Origin of the sequence: Streptomyces dioscori, assembly GCF_003024195.1 — a bacterium.
GTDB classification, from domain to species: domain Bacteria; phylum Actinomycetota; class Actinomycetes; order Streptomycetales; family Streptomycetaceae; genus Streptomyces; species Streptomyces dioscori.
In genome coordinates this window covers 398,482-418,032 of the sequence record NZ_KZ679038.1, presented here as the reverse complement: position 1 = coordinate 418,032, position 19,551 = coordinate 398,482, and the positions used below count along the sequence as shown (strand labels likewise).

Genomic DNA, 19,551 nt, shown 5'->3' with positions numbered 1-19,551 from the left:
TCGCTGAACCTGGCTCGGCTCCTGAACCTCACTTGGCCGTAGGCCCCCGTGGCCCGTCAGTCCGATATCCGCCCCGTGGTTCCCGCCCGACTAGGCGGGGACCACGGGGCGGATCGCGTGCGGGATCAGACGGGCTGGGTGAAGCGGTCCCAGGCCCGGTGACCGGCCATCAGCTCGGTGACGCGCTCCAGCGCCGCGTCGGCCGAGTCCGCGGTCACCACACCGGACGCGTCGAGCGCGATCCCGGCCGCCTCCAGCGCGTCCGCCCCGTCGGACCAGGCGCCGAGCGCCTTGCCGTGGCGGAACGCCTCGGTGAGCATGAGCAGCAGCCGGGGGTCGATGCCCGACGCCACCGCGACGTCGTCGACCTTCGCGTCGCGGGCCCCGTACGCGTCGGCGCCCGGCGTGGGCGCACCGGCCAGCAGAATGGCGTCGAACTCCGTGGAGCGGGCGTTGGCGAACGTGCGCTGCACGGTGACGGGATCACCGTCGGCGTCGAGCACACCACCGGCCGGGGCGATGACCAGGGGCACCATCCCCGCGTCCAGGACCGCCTGGCGGATGGACCGTACGCCGGCCAGATCCTGGTCGCCCGAGGCGACGATGCCGACGATCCGGCCGTCCAGCGGCCAGGTGGCGCCGAGCTGGGACAGTGCCGGGCTGGGATCGGGCTCGGCCAGTTTGATGGTGGGCGCGGGTGCGGGCAGCCCCAGGCCGGTCGCGACCTCACCGCACAGCTCGGAGTCGATGTTGGCCAGGACCTGCAGGGCCCGTTCCTTGATCGTCTGCTCCCAGCACTTGCTGAGCTCGAAGGTGTACGCGGCGACGATGTGCTCCCGCTCGGTCGGCGTCATGCTCAGCCAGAACAGCCGCGCCTGGCTGTAGTGGTCGTCGAAGGAGGCCGCCGCGTCACGGACCTTGCGGTCCGCGTGCACCGGCTCGGGGACCTCGATGTACGCGCCGGTGTCCTCGTCGGCCAGGAAGGGGCAGCCGCCGTCGAGGGAGTTGGGCCGGTAGGGGGCGGCGCCGCGGTGGACGGCGGTCTGGTGCATGCCGTCGCGCAGCATGTCGTTGACCGGGGTGTGGGGGCGGTTGATGGGCAGCTGGCCGAAGTTGGGGCCGCCGAGCCGGCTGATCTGGGTGTCGAGGTAGGAGAACAGGCGGCCCTGGAGCAGCGGGTCGTTGGTGACGTCGATACCGGGCACGAGATGGCCGAGGTGGAAGGCGACCTGTTCGGTCTCGGCGAAGTAGTTCGAGGGGTTGGCGTTCAGGGTGAGCAGGCCGATCGGCTGCACCGGGGCGAGTTCCTCCGGCACGATCTTGGTCGGGTCCAGGAGGTCGATGCCCTCGAACAGCTGGTCGTCGGTGTCGGGGAAGGTCTGGACGCCGAGCTCCCACTGCGGACACGCGCCGGCCTCGATCGCGTCGGCGAGGTCGCGGCGGTGGAAGTCGGGGTCCACACCGGCGGTGATCTGGGCTTCCTCCCAGACCAGGGAGTGCACGCCGAGCTTCGGCTTCCAGTGGAACTTCACCAACGTCGTCGCGCCGTCGGCGTTCACGAACCGGAAGGTGTGGACGCCGAAGCCCTCCATCATCCGGTACGAGCGCGGGATGCCGCGGTCGGACATGTTCCACAGCGTGTGGTGGGTGGCCTCGGTGTGCAGGGTGACGAAGTCCCAGAACGAGTCGTGGGCGCTCTGCGCCTGCGGGATCTCCCGGTCCGGGTGCGGCTTGCCCGCGTGGATCACATCGGGGAACTTGATCGCGTCCTGGATGAAGAACACCGGGATGTTGTTGCCGACCAGGTCGAAGACGCCCTCGTCGGTGTAGAACTTCGTCGCGAAGCCCCGGGTGTCGCGCACGGTGTCGGCGGAGCCGCGCGAGCCGAGGACGGTGGAGAACCGCACGAAGACGGGCGTCTCCACGTCCTTGCCCAGGAACGCGGCCTTGGTGATCTGGCCTGCGGTGCCGTACCCCTGGAAGACGCCGTGCGCGGCGGCGCCGCGGGCGTGCACCACCCGCTCCGGGATGCGCTCGTGGTCGAAGTGGGTGATCTTCTCCCGCAGGTGATGGTCCTGGAGCAGCACCGGCCCGCGCGCCCCGGCCTTGAGCGAGTGGTCGGTCTCGTACAGCCGCGCGCCCTGTGCGGTGGTCAGGTACTCGCCGCCTTGCGCCACCTTGTCCTGCGGGACACCCGTCTCCTGCCCGGTGGGGCTGTACGTGTCCGGGCCGCGCTGATCCGGTTTGGGGGACAGCGGTCCGGCCGGCTCGGTCGGCTCGTCGAGCGGCGGGGGTACCGGACCAGGTGCCCCGGGGATCTCGTTGCCGGGGTGGACGGCCTCCTGAACCTTCTTGGCCACTTTGCCGGTGGCGGCCTTCACAGGGTTCTTCTTCTTGGCGCTCACAGCGTTCCGATCTCTGGGGGAAGCGCGGAACCGACTCTGTCCGTCACATGGAGGGTCGCCTGAGATCCGCGGATGCCAGGTACCCCTTCTGATGAAAGCGACGCGGCGCCCCGGCCGAGGCGGTGGAGTTTCACCCGGGCGGCGGTCGCTTCCGCCGCGCAGACGGCGCAGCGCACCCCGGGAGCAGTCCGGGCCCGCGACCGGGAGCGGTCCGGAACGGCCGCCGAGGGCGGTCGAAATCCGCCGTACGGGGGAGGAGCGCCGGTCAGCCGAGACAGTGCGCGCGCGGCCCTCGTCGTCGAGCTCGAAGGGCCCGTCAGGCAGGCCGCGGAACTCGTTGCCCTCGGGGTCCGCCATCACCAGGAACCCCCGTCGTCCCCGGTTGTAGCCTCCTTGCGCGCCGCGTCCCGAAGTCCGCGAGGAAAATGTCCGGGGGAATGTCGAGAACCCGTGCGCGGCTCCGTCCTCGCAGGGGACACGGCCACCAGGGGCCGTACCGCATCAGGGAGAACACGATGGCCAAGTACTTGCTGCTCAAGCACTACCGGGGCGGTCCGGCACCCCTCGACGACGTGCCGATGGACCGGTGGACGCCCGAGGAGGTCTCGGCCCACGCGCGGTACATGGATGATCTCGCGGCGCGCCTCGAAGGCAACGGCGAGTTCGTCGACAGCCAGGCCCTGTCGTCGGAGGGCACGTTCGTGCGCCATGACGGCGAGGGACGGCCGCCGGTCACCGACGGCCCGTTCGCCGAGACCAAGGACCTGATCGCCGGCTGGATGGTGATCGACGTCGAGACCTACGAGCGGGCGCTCGAAGTGGCCGGCGAGCTGTCCGCGGCGCCGGGCGCGGGCGGGAAGCCGGTGCGGGAGTGGCTGGAAGTGCGGCCGTTCCTGTCCCCGTGCGTGAACGTCACGGACTGACACACGGTGGACGAGTCACTGCTGCGGACGCTCACGCCCGCCGTGCTCGCCGTCCTCGTCCGTCGCGGAGCCGACTTCGCGGCGGCCGAGGACGCCGTGCAGGACGCCCTCGTCGAGGCCGTGCGGGTCTGGCCGGACGACCCGCCGCGGGATCCGAAGGGCTGGCTGGTCACAGCGGCGTGGCGCAAGTTCCTCGACGCCGTCCGCGCCGACACCTCCCGGCGGCACCGGGAGGTACGCGTCGACCGCGAGCCCGTGCCGGGTCCGGGAGAGGCGGCCGACGACACGCTCCAGCTGTACTTCCTGTGCGCGCACCCGGCCCTGACACCGGCCTCGGCCGTCGCCCTCACGCTGCGCGCGGTCGGCGGCCTGACCACACGGCAGATCGCCCAGGCCTACCTCGTGCCGGAGGCGACCATGGCCCAGCGGATCAGCCGGGCCAAGCGGACCGTCTCGGACGTCCGCCTCAACCGGCCCGGTGACGTCTCCACGGTCCTGCGCGTGCTCTACCTGGTCTTCAACGAGGGCTACTCCGGCGACGTCGACCTGGCCGCCGAGGCGATCCGGCTCACCCGCCACCTCGCCGCCGGGACCGAGCACGAGGAGGTCGCGGGCCTGCTGGCGCTCATGCTGCTCCACCACGCGCGGCGCCCAGCACGGACCGGCGCCGACGGCAGACTCGTACCCCTCGCCGAGCAGGACCGAAGCCTGTGGGACACCCGGCTCATCGCGGAAGGAGTCGGCATTCTCCAAGCGGCCCTCGCCCGCGACCGGCTGGGCGAGTTCCAGGCGCAGGCCGCCGTTGCCGCGCTGCACGCCGACGCCCGGTGCGCCGCGGAGACCGACTGGGTGCAGATCGTCGAGTGGTACGACGAGCTGGTACGCCTGACCGGCAACCCGGTGGCGCGCCTGAACCGGGCCGTCGCGGTGGGCGAGGCCGACGGCCCGCGCGCGGGCCTGACCGCCCTGGCGCGGCTCGACCCCTCACTGCCCCGTCACACGGCCGTCGCGGCCTACCTGCACGAGCGCGACGGCGACCTGACGACCGCGGCACGGCTCTACGCCGAGGCCGCCCGGTCGGCGCCCAGCCTCCCCGAACGGGACCACCTCACCCGCCAGGCCGCACGGCTCAACGCGGAGCTGCGCGGCTGATTGATCCGGGCCGCCGAGCGACGGGGCGGCCGACCGAGGGGGCCGCAGCATGACGTAGTGGCCGACCGACGGGGCCGCTGCGTGACGGGGCGACTGAGCCGCACGCAGTCTGCCTGACAGTGTCAGATTTTCCTCTTGGTTTTCAAAATCGGCGTACGCGGGCGGAGTTGACGTCGTACGGTCGCCGTATGCCCGTCGACGGACACACGACCGCCCTGCCCTCTCTGCGTCAGCGGCGGCGAGCGGCCGCCACCCAGGAAATCCTGGACGCGGCCGAACGCCAGATCGCCGAGAGCGGCCCCGCGGCCCTGTCGCTGCGTGCCGTCGCCCGGAGCCTCGGCATGACCGTGCAGGCGCTCTACCACTACTTCCCGAGCCGCGACGAGCTGGTCACGGCCCTCATAGCGAAGGCGTACGAAGCCCTGGGCGACGCCGTCCAGGGTGCCGTCGACGTCTCACGGGAGGACTCGCCCCTGGAGCGGGTGGTGGCCGCCGCCGAGGGCTATCGCCGGTGGGCCGTCGACCATCCCGAGCGGTTCCAGCTCCTGTACGGCACTCCGTTGAGGTACTACGAGGCTCCCGTCGAGGGAGTGACCACCCAGGCGGTGCGCCGGATGGGCGCGATCTTCGAGCGTGAGATGTTCGCCGGCTTCACCCCGGCACAACTGGCCGCGGTCGACGCCTCGGAGCTGTCGCCCGGGTTCGTGGCATATCTGGACGGGTTGCCGCCGACCGGTCAGGACGCTCTGCCGCCGCTCATGACCGCACTCGTCATGAGCGCGTGGGGGCACATGCACGGCCTGGTCGTCCTGGAGGTGTTCGGGCACACCACGTTCCTGGGTGAACACCCCGCCGAAATCTTCTGCCTGGGGATGCGGAACACCCTCAAGGACATCTTCGACCGCATTCCGTCGGCGGACCAGGCCGGTTGAGAGCCGCGCTGGCGAGAATCCGGAGTTGATCGGCATTTTCGCCGCTGTTCGCTCCGCGGCGCCGTCCATAGGCTCGTGGCATCAACCGCCGACGAGAAGGCTGTCCGCATGTCCCACAAGAGCAATGACGGCACGAGCGATGCACGTATGAGCAATGCACGTACGGGCAATGCACGTACGGATAATTCACGTACGAGCAATCCCAGTTCGAGCAATACCAGTTCGAGCGATTTCGGCAAGAACGGCGTGAGTGAAGGTGTCACCCGGCGCACGGCACTCGGGCGTGGCGCCGGTGTCGCCGCGATCGGCGCGGTTTCCGCGCTCGCCACCGCGGTGTCCGCTCCCGCCGCAGCAGCGGAACCGGCGGCGCGCGCCCACGCCTCCGCCTCCGGTGCGGACACCCTGCCCAGGACCGTGGCCGGAGTGCGCATCCCCACCAGCGAACTGGCGCAGAGGACAGCGCAGTTCGTGCGGAGCGTGTCCTCGGGGACGCTCTACAACCACGTCATGCGGACGTACCTGTTCGGCTCCCTGCTCTACGACCGAGGCGGCGTCCGCTACGACAGGGAACTCGCGTTCGTCGCCGCCGCACTGCACGACCTCGGGCTGGTCAGGGCGTACCAGACCCCGGACGAGCGCTTCGAGGTCGACGGCGCCGACGCCGCACAGCGATTCCTGCGGGAACAGCGCGTGCCGGCCGAACGCGTGGCGGTCGTCTGGGACGCGATCGCCCTGCACACCAACGCCGGTATCGCCACGCGGAAGAGGCCTGAGATCGCGATGGTCTCCGTGGGCTCGGGAGTCGATTTCTCGGGGAACGAACTGCAGCGCATTCCGCCCGACACCCTTGAGGAAATACTGGCGGCCTTCCCCAGGGAAGGGTTCAAGAAGGACGCGCTCGACAACATTCTTTCGCTGTGCCGCACCAAACCCATGTCGGTGCTCATGCACCCCTTCGCCGAAGTCGGCCGCCGTCACCTCCCCGAATTCCCGGTGCCCACGGTCGAGGATCTCCTGCTCGCCGCGCCGTTCGAGGAGTGACCGTTGGACGAGTGACGACCGTACGAGGAGTGACGGCCGGCCGCGCAGAGTCGGCCGACCGACCGGGGCCGCCCTGTCAGGGCGGCACGCTCACTTGCCCGGTGCCGCCTTGCGCAGGGTGGTGATGCAACTGCTGATGGCCTCCTGCAGCTCCTCCAGACGCTGCAGCATGTCGTCCTCGTAGAGGTTGTCGAGGTCGTCGGCGTCGTCGAAGGTCAGCTCCTCGAAGACCTTCGTCGCCTTCTGCAGGCTGCTGTAGAACTTCGTACGCCGCTCCTGCAGACGGAGTTCCGGGTCGGCCTGGATGGTCTGGGCGACGATGTCCTTCATCGAGTCGAACGCCTCGGAGGCCCACTCGCTGGTGTCCTCGGTCTCGTCCAGCTCGTCGATGAGCGAGAGGTGGCGCTCGGCCTCGGCGCGCAGCTCCGCGGAGGCGTCGATCGTCTGCCCCGCGGGCGTCTTGACCTGACCGTTCTCCACGATGTCGCGGACATAGCCGATGCGGCTGGCCGCCTGCGTCTCGGTGGCCACCGCCTTCTTCAGGTCGTCGGTGCGCGCGATGTCACGGGCCCACTCCGTCTGCAGCGCCGGGTCCTCCTGGAGCCGGTCGAGAAGCGCCGCGCGGGCCGCCTTCGCCGTGGAGGGGTCGGCGAGGATCGCCGCCCGCAGCGCGGTGGGGTTCTCGGCGACCTCCAGGGCCTTCGTCGGCCGGATGCCCTCGGCCTCGGCCGCCGCGGTGATCGCCGTGCCGCGCTCGGAGGAGGCGCTGGACCGGGAGACGTAGTACGAGTGCCACACGTCGGAGTCCGGCAGCTCCACGTCCTGCCCGGGCGCCAGCGCCTCGAAGTACGGGACGAGACCGTCGTCGGCCGCCTTGTCCCACGCCTTGTAGTAGCGCATGACCCGCTCGGGAGAGCACCCGGCCAGCTCCGCGAAGGCCTTCGCCGAGACCTTCCGCGTCTCACCCGGCGTCTCGCCGCCGGGCCGCACGCTGCGCGCCACCTTCAGCGCGAACGCCCAGCCGCCCGCCCGCACGTACGCCCCGAAGTCCTGGGCGTCCCGCGTGATCTCGGCGGGCACGTCGTCCGGTGTGACGTCGGCGTCCGCATCGTCCCCAGCGACCTGGGCGTGCGCCTCGTCCGCCGGATCCTGGGCGTGCGCCTCGTCCGCCGGAGGCTCGGTGTGCGCCCCGGCGGCCGGAGTCTCCTCGCGCGCCCCGTCCGCCGACACCTCGTCGACGGACGCCTCGGGCTCGACCCAGAACTCCCCGGTTTCCGCGGCGGCCTGTCCGGGCACCTGGTCGACGGGCGGAACGGCCGGTTCGGTTTGAGCGGTCACTACGGTCACTGAAAGACTCTCCCGGGGAAGGAACAAGGCTGCAAAGGGCAGCGTACGCAGCCTATATGAACCCGTTCATGATGGTTCGAACTCCCTTGCGCCGACCACTCCGACGCGCCCACCACTGCTCTCACCCCTCTCCCGTCCCATGAGGTGCCGGGTTCGCAGATAACTCTCCGCCTTCACTCAAGTACGCTTAGTAAATGAACGTTTCGAGTGCGGAACTCCGTGAACCGCTGGGGCCGGCCGCGGTGGTGACGGGTGTGGGGTCCCATCTTCCACCCCGTCGCGTGACCAACGACGAGCTGTGCTCCCGGCTGGACAGCAGCGACGCGTGGATCCGGGAGAGAATCGGCATCCAGGAGCGTCGCCGCGCGGACACGGAGGTGTCCACGGGAGACCTGGCCGTGGAAGCCGCGCGACGGGCGATGCGGTCGGCCGGCGTCACGGACGCCGACGCCGTGGTCCTGGCCACGACCACCCCGGACCACCACTGCCCCGCCACCGCGCCCGCGGTCGCCCACCGGCTCGGCCTGCGCGACACGATCGCGTTCGACGTCACCGCCGGCTGCGCGGGATTCGTGTACGCGTCGGCCGTCGCCGCCGGTCTGATCAGCGCGGGCAGCGCCCGCAGGGTCGTCGTCGTGGGCGCGGAGACGATGTCCGCCATCATCGACTCCGAGGACCGCGCGACTGCCCCGCTCTTCGGCGACGGCGCGGGAGCCATGGTCCTGGAGGCCGGACTTCCGGGCCAGGACGGCGCACTCGGATCGTTCGCCTGGGGAAGCGACGGTTCGCTCGCCGACGCCATCGTCATCCCGGCCGGCGGAGCCCGGGAGCGCGACCGGCGGGACACCGCGCCCGCGAGCGACTTCTTCGTTCACATGCGCGGAAACGAGGTCTTCCGGCACGCGGTGCGCCGGATGAGCCAGGCAGCCCGGGACGCGGCACAGGCCGCCGGATGGGCGCTCGACGAGGTCGACCGGCTGATCGTCCACCAGGCCAACGGGCGCATCGCCGCCTCCGTGGCCGACGCCCTCGGCATCCCGCCCGAGCGCACGCCCTCGAACATCGCCCACGTCGGCAACACCGCGGCGGCCTCCGTCCCGCTGCTGCTCGCCCACGCCGCGGACGAGGGGAAGCTGAAACCTGGGCACCGCGTGCTCGTTGTCGCTTTCGGCAGCGGGCTCGCCTGGGCCGCCACCAGCCTCGTATGGCCCCCGGGCATCACCGCGGAGCTGTAGAGATCCATCTGCCCAGGAACGTAAGGAAACGAAGCACGTGCTGGAAGAACTCAAAGGCATCCTCACGGCGCAGGCGGGCCTGCCCCCCGCGCCCATCACCGCCGACGCGACCCTGGCCGACGCCGGTATCGACTCCATGGCGGTGACCGTGCTGTCCATGCAACTGGAGGACCGCATGGGCCTGTTCCTCACCGAGGACGAACTCTCGTGCGCCCCCACCGTCAACGCCCTGGCCGACCTCATCGCGAGCCGAGCCGCCGGGAACCCGTGATGGCGACCGTCCCCTCCGTGTGGAACCCGCCCGAGTGGAACGCGCCCGAGGAGACCAGGGAAGAGCTCGTACCCCTGGAATGGCGCGGCCTGCGCTACACCTGCCGTGTCATCACCTCGGACCGGCCCCCGGTCACCGAACCCCTGCTCCTGCTCGGTGGCGCCCTCCAGGACATGTACGCGTGGCCCCGGCTGGAGCGCAGGCTCAGCGCCCACCTGCCGCTGGTGTTCGTCGACCTGCCCGGTGTCGGAACCGCCGACGACCTGCCTGCCGAGCAGGGCTTCGACGCGCTCGCCGAGGCCGCGCTGCTGGTCGCCGACCGGCTCGGCTTCGACCGGATCAACCTCCTGGGCGCCTCGTACGGCGCGCCGATCGCCTACCGGGCCGCCCTGAGCCGGCCGGCGCGGGTCGCCCGGCTCGTCCTGGCGGGGGCCACGCACCGGATGAACCCGCGGCTGGTCTCCGACTGCGAGCAGGTGTGGAGTGCGCGGGCCGCGCTCGCGGACGACGTCGACGGGACACTCTCGGACTCCGGCTCGCGGGAGATCGCGGGCCGCGCCGCCGCCACGCTGCTGAACACCGCTCTGCGGGACCAGGTCTCCCAGTCGGCCACCGTGGCACGGATGCTGCACCGGCAGTTCGCCCGGATCACCCCGGCCGCGGCCCGCCGTCACGCCGTCTGCCACCGTCGCCTGCTCGCCTCGGACCCGCTCCCGTCCGAGACCATCGACGCCGTGCGCGCGCTGGTGTTCACCGGCGAGCACGACGACGTCAGCACCCCGGACGAGAACCGTGCCGTGGCAGCCGCCATCGCCGATTCGACCTTCCTGCTGGTCCGCGACGCCGACCACATGGTGCACCTGGAACGGGAAGCCGAGTACGCGGACCTGATCCTGCGCTTCCTCACCGACCTCCCGCTCGACGGCCTCCCTTACACGACCGCACCGGAACGGCTCGGGGCGCTGAGGTAGGAGCCACCGGCCCGCCCGCACGGCACCGCCCGCCCGGACCATGGCACGGTCCGAGCGGGCGGTCTGTCGTGTCGACAGGGCGTCAGGGGGCGTCCAGGGAGTCAGGGAGCGTCAGGGAGTGATGCGCCACTGCTGGATGTAGCCCACGTCGATCGCCGCCACGTCACGCACCCGCAGCTTCCACGTGCCGTCGACGGGCTGCGCCGAGGCGTTCACCGTGAAGGTCTGGTTCACGTTGTCCGCGGAACCCCCGCTGCGGTTCAGCAGCGAGTACACGGTTCCGTCGGGGCCCACCAGATCGACCGTCAGGTCGCCCCGGTAGGTGTGGACGATGTTGACGTACACCTCGGTGGTCGCCGAGGCGTTGCCCGGGCGGCCCGTGATGGTGATGGGCGATTCGACGGCGGCACCGTTGTCGGGGATGTCGACACGGGTGGAGCTGCCGTAGATGTTCGCCACGCGCCACTCGAAGGTGTCGGAGGCCGTGGAGCCCGTGCCGTCGGTGACCGTCACGGTCACCTCGCTGGTGCCGGTGGTGGTCGGCACCCCGGTGATCAGTCCGCCGTCGCTCGCGGTCAGGCCGTCGGGCAGGCCGGTGACCTCGTAGGTCAGGGGCGAGTCCGAGTTGGTGGTGTAGGCCTCGATCTGCAGGGACACGTCCTGGCCGACGCCGGAGAGCTGGTCGTCGATCGGGGCGAGGTTGGTCCCGAGCGCGATGCGGTCGCCGACGTTGATGCCCGCCCAGGCGGCGGCCACGGCGAGGTAGGTGTCGCTGTAGGCCCCGAAGAGATCGGTCGCGGCCTGCAGTGTCGCCGTCCTGGCGCCCGCGTAGTTGGTCGAGGACGTCATGTACGTCGACAGCGCGCGGTACCAGATGTCGGCCGCGTTCTCGATGCCGATGCCCGCCACAGCGACACCGTCGACGGTCGGGCTGTCGTAGTCGACCCCGTTGATCGTCTTCGCCCCGCTGCCCTCGGACAGCAGGTAGAAGAAGTGGTTCGCGGGACCGGAGGAGTAGTGGACGTCGATGCTGCCCAGCGAGGCGTCCCAGTAGTCGCGGGAGCGGCTGTCCTTGGAGGGCTTGTCCATGTAGCGCAGCGGCGTGCCGTCGCCGTTGATGTCGATCTTCTCGCCGACCAGGTAGTCGGGGACGTCCGCCTCAAGACCGGCGTTGAACTCGACGGCCGCGGCGAAGATGTCCGAGGTCGCCTCGTTGAGGCCGCCCGACTCACCCGAGTACGTCAGGTTGGCGGTCGCCGCGGTGACGCCGTGGCTCATCTCGTGGGCCGCCACGTCGAGCGACGTCAGCGGCGCCGCGTTGCCCGCGCCGTCCCCGTACGTCATGCAGAAGCAGGAGTCCTGCCAGAAGGCGTTGACGTAGTTGTTGCCGTAGTGGGCGCGGCTGTAGGCGGCGACACCGTCGTTGCGGATGCCGTTGCGGTTGTGGACGTCCTTGTAGTAGTCCCAGGTCGCCGCGGCGCCGAAGGCGACGTCCACGCCGGCGGTCTGCCGGTTGCCCGGGGTGCCGTCACCCCAGACATCGTTGTCATCGGAGAAGAGGGTGCCCGTGCCGGACGTTCCCTGGTTCAGGTCGTACGTACGCTGCCCGGCGCGGTCGCCGTCGACGAGCTGGTACGAGGAACCGGAGAGCGTGCTGCCGACGGACACCTCGCCGTTGTACTGGCCGTGACCCGTTCCGGTGTGCACGCCCTCGTACTCGGCTGCGACCTTCCCGGTGCTCGCGTCGGTGACGACGTGCAGTTCGCTGGGCGTGCCGTCGTCCTGGACCCCTTCGACGACGGACTCCCAGGCCAGGACCGGCTTGGCGGACCCGGCGGCCCACACGACGAGGCGGGGCTTGCCCTCGATCGCGGACTTCTCCACGTCGGCCGCCTTGCCGACGGCCAGGGCCTTGTCCGCGGCGCCGGTCGCGGAGATCTTCGGCGTGGTCGTCGGCACCGTGATGGTGGCGCGGGTCGCCTTGGTCGTGGTGGTCCGGCCCTTCTTCACGTGCAGCACCAGGTCGCCGCCGAGGACCGGAAGTCCCGCGTACGTGCGCTCGTACCGCGTGTGGGTCGTGCCGTCGGCGTCCTTGACGACATCCTTGACGACGAGCTTCTCGCGGGAACCGAGGCCGAGTTGCTTCGCCGTGTCACCTGACTTGGCGGTGGCGCTCTTGAGCAGCGCGGTGCGCGCGGCGGGAGACAGGGCGGGCTGGGCGGCCCCGGCGCGCGGTGTGGCGACGATCTTCGAGGGGCTGGAACCCGGGTCGGCGGGCGCGGCCGACACGGGTGCGCCCTGGACGCCGAGGACGAGCAGCGAGCTCGCGGTGGTGAGGGCGAGGGCTGCGGCGCGTCTGCGCCGGTGGGTAAAGCGATGGGGCCCGGACAATGTCTTCTCCTCCTGCGACGGCCGGCGTCTGGTGGACGCCGACGGTGAGCGGTCCGGCGGGGTACGGCCGGCCCGAAAGGGGGGTGGAGCGGGAAGAAGCGCAGCACGAGGTGCACACGAAGGCGCCGGAGAACTCGGCGGCGCGTGAGACGTGGGGGTACGGGGGATGTGTGAGTGGGGGGTGTGGCGGTGTGAACGAAGGGTGAACGTTCGACAGCAGAGTGACATCCGATGCACAGGTTGTCATGGATGTGACAAGACAACGGCTTGAATTGACCATTGCTTGCTGGGAGTTCCTCACTCGCGGCACATGTTTTCGGCCGCGGTCCATCGGGGCCCTCGACGGCTATGCCGGGTGGCTCCGTTGCGAGTTCCGGCACAGGTGCCGGGCGAGCCATTCGGTACGGGTCCGGCGGGCCGTGACCGAGATGGGTGCCTGTGGGTAGAGGGTGTCGAATCGGTGGAATCCGCCCGCCCAGACATGGAGTTCGGCCTGGCCGCCGGCCGCCCAGATGCGAGTGGCGTAGTCGGTGTCCTCGTCGCGGAAGACCTCGGCCGAGCCGGTGTCGATGTAGGCGGTCGGCAGGGCCGAGAGGTTGTCGGCCAGGGCGGGGGAGATGTACGGCGACACCACCTCCGCGCCGTCGAGGCTCGGGAGGCTTGAGAGATCCCCGAGGTCTCCGAGATCCCCGAGATCCCCCAGATCCCCCAGATCCCCGAGGTCTCCGAGGCGGTCGAGGTGGCCGAGGACGGCACGCCAGCCGAACTCGTTCATCTGGCGCGTCCAGACGCCGGGTCCGTCGGCGTACTGGCGGCTGGAGACGCTGGTGTTGCGATGGTCGAGCATGGGGCAGATCAGTATCTGCGCAGCGATCGCCGGGCCGCCGAGGTCGCGGGCGAGCAGCGCGACCCCGGCGGCGAGACCGCCGCCCGCGCTGGCACCGGCCACGATGATCCGGTCGGGGTCGATACCGAGTTCCCCGGCGTGTTCGGTGATCCAGAGCAGGCCCTGGTAGCAGTCGTCGACCAGGGTCCTCCCGGTGGCCTCCGGTGCGAGCCGGTAGTCCACGGAGACCACGACCGCTCCGAACTCGTCGAGCCACTCCAGCGGGATGTCGAGCTGCGAGAAGCGATCGCCCATGACCATTCCGCCGCCGTGCATCCAGTACACGCAGGGCGAGGCGGTGCCGTGTTCGGTGTTCGCGGGGCTGAGGACCGACAGGGGGATCGGGACGCCGTCCTTGGCGGGCGCGGTGATCTCGCGCCGGGCGACCTGCCGATGGGCGAGCAGCGAGTCGACGGACGTGGAGGGGAGTTGGCGCAGCTGGGCGAGAACTTCCGTGGTGAGCTGCGGGATCAGCGGCATGTCGGCCAGCAGGGCGCGCAGTTCGGGGTCCAGGCCGGGTCGGGGGGTGGTGGTCATGGTTGTTGCCCTTCGTGAGGGGTGGGCCGGTGGGTGGTGACAGGCGGGGCAGGGTAGGACGGTGTGGGGCGTGGCGGGGCCGCGTCAGAAGGTGGCCTTTCCGCGGACCGGGACGTAGTCGGTGTACGTGGATTCCTGGGCCAGCAGCCCGTCGATCTCGGCCACGATGGCCTGCGCGGCCTCACCGGCGAAGATCCGGTGATGGTCCTCCTCGCTGCTCCATCCCTCGGTGACCTGGACGACATCGGGGTCGGACGCGGAACGGCAGACGAGGTAGAGGAGGCAGTGCTCGCTCGCGCCGGGACTGCCCTCGTCCAGGCCGGTCAGCAGCAGGTCGACCAGCCGGTCTCCCATCCCGGGCTTGGCGGTCAGTACGGCGTTGAACCCATAGGTGACGATCATTTACGGCTTCCTCTCGGGCTTCTCGGTCTATTCGGTCATCTCGGTCGTCGGGGTCGTTCGGTCTTCTCGACCGGTGGAGCACGATGTGGTGCGGTGGTTCCATTGAACCGATCTGACCTGCGGAAACGTTAGAACGATGCTCGTCGTCACTTGCACAATCCTCGCGGCGGCCGGAGCGGGGAGGCCGAATGGTGCTGCAATGGACCCATGTGTTTCGAAGAGCTTCGAACTCTGCTGGCGCGGCATGCACGGCCCGACTGGACCACCGCCATCGACGGCGTCCTGATCTCGAAGGTCGACCGACCGGATCCGCCCGAACCCTCCATGTCGGGCACGGTGCTCGCCGTCATCGCCCAGGGCGCCAAACGCCTCGCGCTGGGCGACCGGGTCTATGAGTACGGCGCCGGTCAGTATCTGGTCGCGTCCGTCGACCTGCCTGTCACCGGACAGTTCCTCCGGGTCGAACCCGAGCAGCCGGCCCTCGGCTTCGGGCTCATCCTGGAGCCCTCCGCCGTCGCCGAACTGCTGTTGCGGGCAGGGCCCGGGGACAACCCCCGCCCGGACGCGGGAACGCCGTCGGCGATGGCTGTCAGCGACGCCTCGCCCGCGCTGCTCGACGCGGTGGTCCGGATGGTGCGCCTGCTCGACGAGCCCCGCGACCGCGCCGTACTGGCCCCGCTCGTCAAACGCGAGATCCTGTGGCGCGTGATCACCGGCGAGCAGGGCGCGGCGGTCCGTCAACTCGGCCTCGCGGACAGCCGGTTGAGTCATGTCTCCCGGGCCGTCGGCTGGATCCGCGAGCACTACGCGGAACCCTTCCTGGTCGAGGACGTGGCGCGGATGTCCGGCATGAGCGTCTCCGCCTTCTACCGCAACTTCCAGGCGGTGACGGCGATGAGCCCCATCCAGTTCCAGAAGCAGATCCGGCTGCAGGAGGCCCGGCTGCTGCTCGCCACCCACCCGGGCGAGGTCACCGGAGTCGGCCGGCGCGTCGGCTACGACAACCCGTCACAGTTCAGCCGTGAGTACCGCCGCCAGTTCGGCGCGCCCCCGAGCCAGGACGCGGCCCGCCTGCGCGACGCCGTACGCACTCCGGCGGGCGCCCTGCCTTGAACGGGCGCGGCTCGGGGTGGAACGTCATCGCCACGATGCGCACGGGGGATCTTCGAGACCAACACGTTCGGCCTGATGGCCGTAACACAGGCCGTGCTGCACCAGTTCCGTGAGTGCGGCTCCGGGACGGTGTGGCGGGCCGTGCACGGCACGACCGGGCAGCCGCGCTTCCCGGCAGGCCCGGACGTGGTCCGGCTCGCCCAGGCGAAGTGAACGGTTGGCGGAGTGACAGCACAGAGGGCCCGCCTGCGCGCCAACGAACTCGACGCGGCAACGGACCCCAGGGCGGACGGCGCGACAGCCGTACTCGCCTTGTAGTCAGCCCAGTTGACGAGGTGCGGACGTCGGGCGCGGCTCACCTAGGATCTCAAGCCGACTGCTTCATCTGCGGAGGGCTGGGGATGTTTCCTCGAACGCGTACACATCGGCTGCAGGGCGGCTCCGATCGGCGAAGACGTGACGCCGTGGCCGTCGCCCTGGTCGTCGGGGTTCTGGCAGCGAGCGGTTGTTCGGCGCACGATGCCGAAAAGCCGAAGACCTCCGCTCCGGCCGGGGCGCGCTCACTCGACCAGCACCAGCTGGAAGCGGCGCGGCTGACGAAGGCGGAAGCGACCGAGTATGTACACGGGTTGGGGGCGGAAACACCGAAGGACATGACGGGCGCGGGGACCGATGCCACTCCGGAGGCCTGTGGGCCCGCGATCACCATGCTCCGGCGCGGGTGGGGCGAGGGCGCGGTCGGGTACACCGTGCTGAATCTCGGCGACCGCGACGGTGGCGCGACGACCCGCAGCGTCAAGCTGACCACCTATCCGGCCGGTGAGGCGAAGCAGGTGTTGGCCTCGGTCGAGGCGTCGCTCCGGAAGTGCCCGTCCGTGGTCTTCCAGGCCGAAACCGGAGGCGGGCCGGTGAAGGCGGGACTCACCGTGGAAGACACCGCGGCGTCGGGCGACGAGGCGCTGAGAGCGACCATGGTCCACACCCGGGACGGGATCGAGCAGCACACGGTGTACGAGATCGTGCGCACAGCCGACGTCCTTTGCTTCTTCAGCGCCACCGGCGGTTTCGGCTCCACCTTGTCGCAGGAGAAGAAGGCGGAGTTCATGCCGGTGCTGCAGGACGAACTGATCTCCCGGCAGGTCACCAAGGTCGAAACGGCCCTGAAAACGGCCTCCTAGGGCGCTCGCCGATGGCACCGCACACGGTGCGGTGGTCTCCAACTGACGTGTGAGCTACGGCCGTTGTCAGTAGCGGCCGTTAGTGTCCGGGACGACATGGAGCACTGGCCGGTCGCCCGACCGTGTGCGGTGCTGTGGACGCTCGTGAGGAAATGCAATGGACCCTGTCTTCGTCGATTTCGCCACCCGGCCCGCCAAGTTGTCGAACGCTGTCGTGCGCGGGCACCGCTGTGCGGTCGCCCCGACCTACGTGGTGGTGGCGTCCGGCGGTCATCTCACTGTGGACTTCATGGTGCCGGACGGGCTGGAGTCCGCCGAGGCCGAGCTGCGGATGTCGGTGCTCGGTGTCGCCGCGCCTCTCGACGCCGAGGTGAACGGTGAGCCGGTGGCCAAGGGCTTCCTGCTGTCGGGCGCCGAAGGACCCGACACCGTACGGGAGTACGTGCTGACCGTGCCCGGCACGGCGCTGCGGCCGGGCCCCAACGTCCTGGCGGTCCACAACGCCGCGGACGGAGGCGAGGACGAGGTGGAGGGCGACGGCGTGATACGGCTGCGGGATCTCACGTTGGACTCCGTCGGACACGACGGCCGGGCGCGTCGTGTGGCCGGGCGCGGAGCAGACGAACGATCCGGGTGGGTCTTCGCCACCGAGCGGCGCCGCCTGGGAGCCACCGCCTGGCAGGCGGGTGCGGATCTGCGCTTCCAGCTCGACCGGAGCGAGACCCAGGACGCGACGGGCGAGCGGGAACCCGTCACCCGGCTCGCGTGGCGCGGGGCCACGGGGGCGGACTCCGCCGTGGCGTTCCGCACGGACCTGTCAGGGTTCCACGGTCATTTCAGGGACGCCGACGGCTCCCTCGGTGAACTGCGCGGCACCCTCACCGGACCGCTGCCCCATGGCGGGCGCGCCGGCAATGTCGTCCCGCAGTACTTCACCACCGAGGAGGAGCACGACGGTGTGTGGAGCCCGGCCGGCCGGCTGCGGCTGCTGCTCGACGACGGCGGCGCCCCCGTGGACCGCGTGACGTGGAGCGACCGTGCCGGCGCGGCCACCTCACTCTCCCTGCTCCTCCCGGTCATCGCGGGACGGCCCGCGGCACCCGGCGAGCGGCGTGACGTCACCGAACTGGTCTCGCAGGTGTGGGCCAGCGACGAGTTCACGGACTTCGGCGAGGTCGCGGAGAACCTGTTGAAGTCGGGCGGCAAGTGGCTCGCTCATGAGCAGGACCCCGAGCTGAGCTTCACCTTCGACCTGCCGGTCGCGGTGAGTGCCTACAGCCTGACCTCCGCCAACGACGTCCCCGAACGGGACCCGGCGGACTGGGTGCTGGAGGGTTCCCCCGACGGCCGGTCCTGGACGCCGCTGGACTCCCGCGCGGGTGAGGTCTTCCAAGGGCGTTACCAGTGCAGGGAGTTCACGCTCGCCCGCTCCGAGGCCCATCGGTACTACCGCCTGCGGATCACCGACAACCATGGTGCGGACGAGACCCAGTTGCTCGATGTGCGCTTCTTCGACGGGGGCGCCGAGGCCGCCGCTCCCGGCGTCAGCGACTTCGTCGGCTACCGCCAGGGTGCGGACGCGCAGCCGGTGGGCTACCGGGGGACGAGGATCCCCGTTCCCGTTTCCGGGGTGGACGGTCAAGGCGGCGAAGAGCCCGGGGAACTGCTCGCCGCGGACTTCTCGGACACCGCCCGCAACCTCCAGGACGCCGCGCGCCTGCTGGAACAGCTGACCCGGTACCTGCGTCCCTGACGCTTCGGCGCAGGGAGGCGGGGAGCAGGGAAGCAGGGAGGGAAGCAGAGAAGCAGGACGCAGGCAGGCCCGCCCCGGTGACCCGGGGGCGGGCCGGGCCGCTGCGACCCCGGTCATGCCAAGGGCCGCGTCCCGTCGATCGCGATGCGCTGTCCGTAGCGGGAGTACGGGAAGTAGTCCCAGGTGGCGTGGTGCTGGACACAGCGGTTGTCCCAGAACACCAGGGTGTTGGCCTGCCAGCGCACCCGGCAGTGCAGCAGGTTCGTACGGGCGACGTGGTCGTACAGCATGTCCAGGACGGCCTTGCTCTCGCCGGTGGCCAGCTGGGTGATGTGCGAGGTGTACGGCCCGTTCACGAACAGGATCTTGCGTCCGGTGTCGGGGTGGCGCACGACGACCGGGTGCTCGTTGCGCGGCGCGTCGTACTCCGCCGGGGGCAGCTGCCCCAGGGTGAACCAGGGGCGGGCACCGTCGTGGACGGCGGTCAGTCCGTCCAGGAACGTCTTCATGGCCGGGGACAGCATGTCGTAGGCGAGGTGCATGTTGGCGAAGAGGGTGTCGCCCCCACTGCCGATCTCCGGCACCTCGGTCACATAGAGCATCGAGCCGAGGGAGGGCTCGTCGTCGGCCGTCCCGTCGGCGTGCCAGCCGTTGCCGACGACGACCTTGGAGTCCTTGTTCGCACTGACCTTGAGGATGTACGGGTCACCCCCCTCCTCGGGCAGGGAGTCCAGGTGCAGCGGCCCGAACAGCGCGGCGAACCGCTTGTGGTCCTCAGGGGTGAGGTGCTGGTCGCGGAAGACCAGGACATGGTGGGTCAGGAAGGCCGTCCGGATGTCCTTCTGCTGGACGGGGGTCAGTTCCTCGGAAAGGTCGAGGCCGGTTATCTCCGCGCCGAGAAGGGGCGTCAGCGGGTCGACGGTGAAGCTCTCATAGGTCTCGCGGGGCGCTGTCGTGATGCGTGCGATGGCGTCGAGGGTGAACTGATCCATGGTGTCTCCGATGTTGTCCGAT

At 70.4% G+C, this 19,551-nt stretch carries 16 protein-coding genes and 1 pseudogene; 11 read left to right on the top strand and 6 right to left on the bottom strand.

Translation table 11 applies throughout. The features are described from left to right. Window positions 1–125: 125 nt before the first annotated feature. Window positions 126–2,360 carry a catalase gene (locus tag C6Y14_RS01735; protein WP_318658048.1) on the bottom strand — a complete coding sequence of 745 codons (2,235 nt, stop codon included), beginning with the start codon at window positions 2,358–2,360 and terminating at the stop codon, window positions 126–128. A 560-nt stretch (window positions 2,361–2,920) separates the two neighbouring features. On the opposite strand from C6Y14_RS01735, the gene C6Y14_RS01730 reads away from it, so the two are divergent. The 4 genes from C6Y14_RS01730 to C6Y14_RS01715 all read left to right on the top strand — a co-directional run bounded on the left by C6Y14_RS01730 (window position 2,921) and on the right by C6Y14_RS01715 (window position 6,453). Then, entirely contained in the window at window positions 2,921–3,328 is a 408-nt protein-coding gene (locus C6Y14_RS01730; RefSeq protein WP_107014618.1) for a YciI family protein, read from the top strand. Between the two features lie 6 nt (window positions 3,329–3,334). Continuing rightward, window positions 3,335–4,480: an RNA polymerase sigma factor gene (locus tag C6Y14_RS01725; protein WP_107014617.1), complete on the top strand. Its 1,146-nt coding sequence runs from the start codon at window positions 3,335–3,337 to the stop codon at window positions 4,478–4,480. 188 nt (window positions 4,481–4,668) lie between these two features. After that, window positions 4,669–5,412 (top strand): TetR/AcrR family transcriptional regulator, encoded by a 744-nt coding sequence (locus tag C6Y14_RS01720; RefSeq protein ID WP_107014616.1) that lies wholly within the window; start codon window positions 4,669–4,671, stop codon window positions 5,410–5,412. A 246-nt stretch (window positions 5,413–5,658) separates the two neighbouring features. Further along, the gene (locus tag C6Y14_RS01715; RefSeq protein ID WP_225890832.1) at window positions 5,659–6,453 is read left to right on the top strand and encodes an HD domain-containing protein; all 795 of its coding nucleotides are present in this window, start codon (window positions 5,659–5,661) and stop codon (window positions 6,451–6,453) included. A 90-nt stretch (window positions 6,454–6,543) separates the two neighbouring features. On the opposite strand, the gene C6Y14_RS01710 is transcribed toward C6Y14_RS01715, so the two are convergent. Next, on the bottom strand, window positions 6,544–7,800 hold the full coding sequence (locus C6Y14_RS01710; protein WP_107014614.1) for a hypothetical protein: 1,257 nt from the start codon (window positions 7,798–7,800) through the stop codon (window positions 6,544–6,546). 194 nt (window positions 7,801–7,994) lie between these two features. On the opposite strand from C6Y14_RS01710, the gene C6Y14_RS01705 reads away from it, so the two are divergent. The 3 genes from C6Y14_RS01705 to C6Y14_RS01695 are packed head-to-tail and all read left to right on the top strand — an operon-like array spanning window position 7,995 to window position 10,277. After that, window positions 7,995–9,035, top strand: coding sequence for a beta-ketoacyl-ACP synthase III (locus C6Y14_RS01705; protein ID WP_107014613.1), 1,041 nt, complete (start codon window positions 7,995–7,997; stop codon window positions 9,033–9,035). Window positions 9,036–9,072: 37 nt separating this feature from the next. After that, on the top strand, window positions 9,073–9,306 hold the full coding sequence (locus tag C6Y14_RS43885; protein WP_159074146.1) for an acyl carrier protein: 234 nt from the start codon (window positions 9,073–9,075) through the stop codon (window positions 9,304–9,306). Beyond that, a complete protein-coding gene (locus C6Y14_RS01695) occupies window positions 9,306–10,277 on the top strand; it encodes an alpha/beta fold hydrolase (RefSeq protein ID WP_107014611.1) in 972 nt (323 codons plus the stop codon). The genes C6Y14_RS43885 and C6Y14_RS01695 overlap by 1 nt, the downstream gene beginning before the upstream one ends. 111 nt (window positions 10,278–10,388) lie before the next feature. On the opposite strand, the gene C6Y14_RS01690 is transcribed toward C6Y14_RS01695, so the two are convergent. From C6Y14_RS01690 to C6Y14_RS01680, 3 genes are all read right to left on the bottom strand, one after another. Beyond that, on the bottom strand, window positions 10,389–12,668 hold the full coding sequence (locus C6Y14_RS01690) for a M4 family metallopeptidase (RefSeq protein WP_225890831.1): 2,280 nt from the start codon (window positions 12,666–12,668) through the stop codon (window positions 10,389–10,391). Between the two features lie 346 nt (window positions 12,669–13,014). Beyond that, window positions 13,015–14,091, bottom strand: coding sequence for an alpha/beta hydrolase fold domain-containing protein (locus tag C6Y14_RS01685; protein ID WP_107014609.1), 1,077 nt, complete (start codon window positions 14,089–14,091; stop codon window positions 13,015–13,017). Window positions 14,092–14,175: 84 nt separating this feature from the next. Then, entirely contained in the window at window positions 14,176–14,493 is a 318-nt protein-coding gene (locus tag C6Y14_RS01680) for a putative quinol monooxygenase (protein WP_107014608.1), read from the bottom strand. A gap of 207 nt (window positions 14,494–14,700) precedes the next feature. On the opposite strand from C6Y14_RS01680, the gene C6Y14_RS01675 reads away from it, so the two are divergent. The 4 genes and pseudogenes from C6Y14_RS01675 to C6Y14_RS01665 all read left to right on the top strand — a co-directional run bounded on the left by C6Y14_RS01675 (window position 14,701) and on the right by C6Y14_RS01665 (window position 18,537). Continuing rightward, on the top strand, window positions 14,701–15,606 hold the full coding sequence (locus C6Y14_RS01675) for an AraC family transcriptional regulator (RefSeq protein WP_107014607.1): 906 nt from the start codon (window positions 14,701–14,703) through the stop codon (window positions 15,604–15,606). 126 nt (window positions 15,607–15,732) lie between these two features. Beyond that, window positions 15,733–15,819 (top strand): annotated as a pseudogene (locus tag C6Y14_RS45800) (short-chain dehydrogenase/reductase); the annotation flags it as partial. A 251-nt stretch (window positions 15,820–16,070) separates the two neighbouring features. Continuing rightward, window positions 16,071–16,784 (top strand): hypothetical protein, encoded by a 714-nt coding sequence (locus C6Y14_RS01670; RefSeq protein WP_107014606.1) that lies wholly within the window; start codon window positions 16,071–16,073, stop codon window positions 16,782–16,784. Between the two features lie 157 nt (window positions 16,785–16,941). Continuing rightward, on the top strand, window positions 16,942–18,537 hold the full coding sequence (locus C6Y14_RS01665; protein ID WP_107014605.1) for a discoidin domain-containing protein: 1,596 nt from the start codon (window positions 16,942–16,944) through the stop codon (window positions 18,535–18,537). Window positions 18,538–18,650: 113 nt separating this feature from the next. Here the strand turns inward: C6Y14_RS01665 and C6Y14_RS01660 are convergent, their stop codons facing one another. Further along, window positions 18,651–19,529, bottom strand: coding sequence for a TauD/TfdA dioxygenase family protein (locus tag C6Y14_RS01660; protein ID WP_107014604.1), 879 nt, complete (start codon window positions 19,527–19,529; stop codon window positions 18,651–18,653). Between the last annotated feature and the right edge of the window lie 22 nt (window positions 19,530–19,551).

Coding starts and splice junctions, on each gene's coding strand:
- C6Y14_RS01695 (WP_107014611.1), top strand. CDS start 9,306: ATGGCGACCGTCCCCTCCGTGTGGAACCCGCCCGAGTGGAACGCGCCC.
- C6Y14_RS01665 (WP_107014605.1), top strand. CDS start 16,942: ATGGACCCTGTCTTCGTCGATTTCGCCACCCGGCCCGCCAAGTTGTCG.
- C6Y14_RS01730 (WP_107014618.1), top strand. CDS start 2,921: ATGGCCAAGTACTTGCTGCTCAAGCACTACCGGGGCGGTCCGGCACCC.
- C6Y14_RS01675 (WP_107014607.1), top strand. CDS start 14,701: ATGTGTTTCGAAGAGCTTCGAACTCTGCTGGCGCGGCATGCACGGCCC.
- C6Y14_RS01660 (WP_107014604.1), bottom strand. CDS start 19,529: ATGGATCAGTTCACCCTCGACGCCATCGCACGCATCACGACAGCGCCC.
- C6Y14_RS01680 (WP_107014608.1), bottom strand. CDS start 14,493: ATGATCGTCACCTATGGGTTCAACGCCGTACTGACCGCCAAGCCCGGG.
- C6Y14_RS01720 (WP_107014616.1), top strand. CDS start 4,669: ATGCCCGTCGACGGACACACGACCGCCCTGCCCTCTCTGCGTCAGCGG.
- C6Y14_RS01705 (WP_107014613.1), top strand. CDS start 7,995: ATGAACGTTTCGAGTGCGGAACTCCGTGAACCGCTGGGGCCGGCCGCG.
- C6Y14_RS01685 (WP_107014609.1), bottom strand. CDS start 14,091: ATGACCACCACCCCCCGACCCGGCCTGGACCCCGAACTGCGCGCCCTG.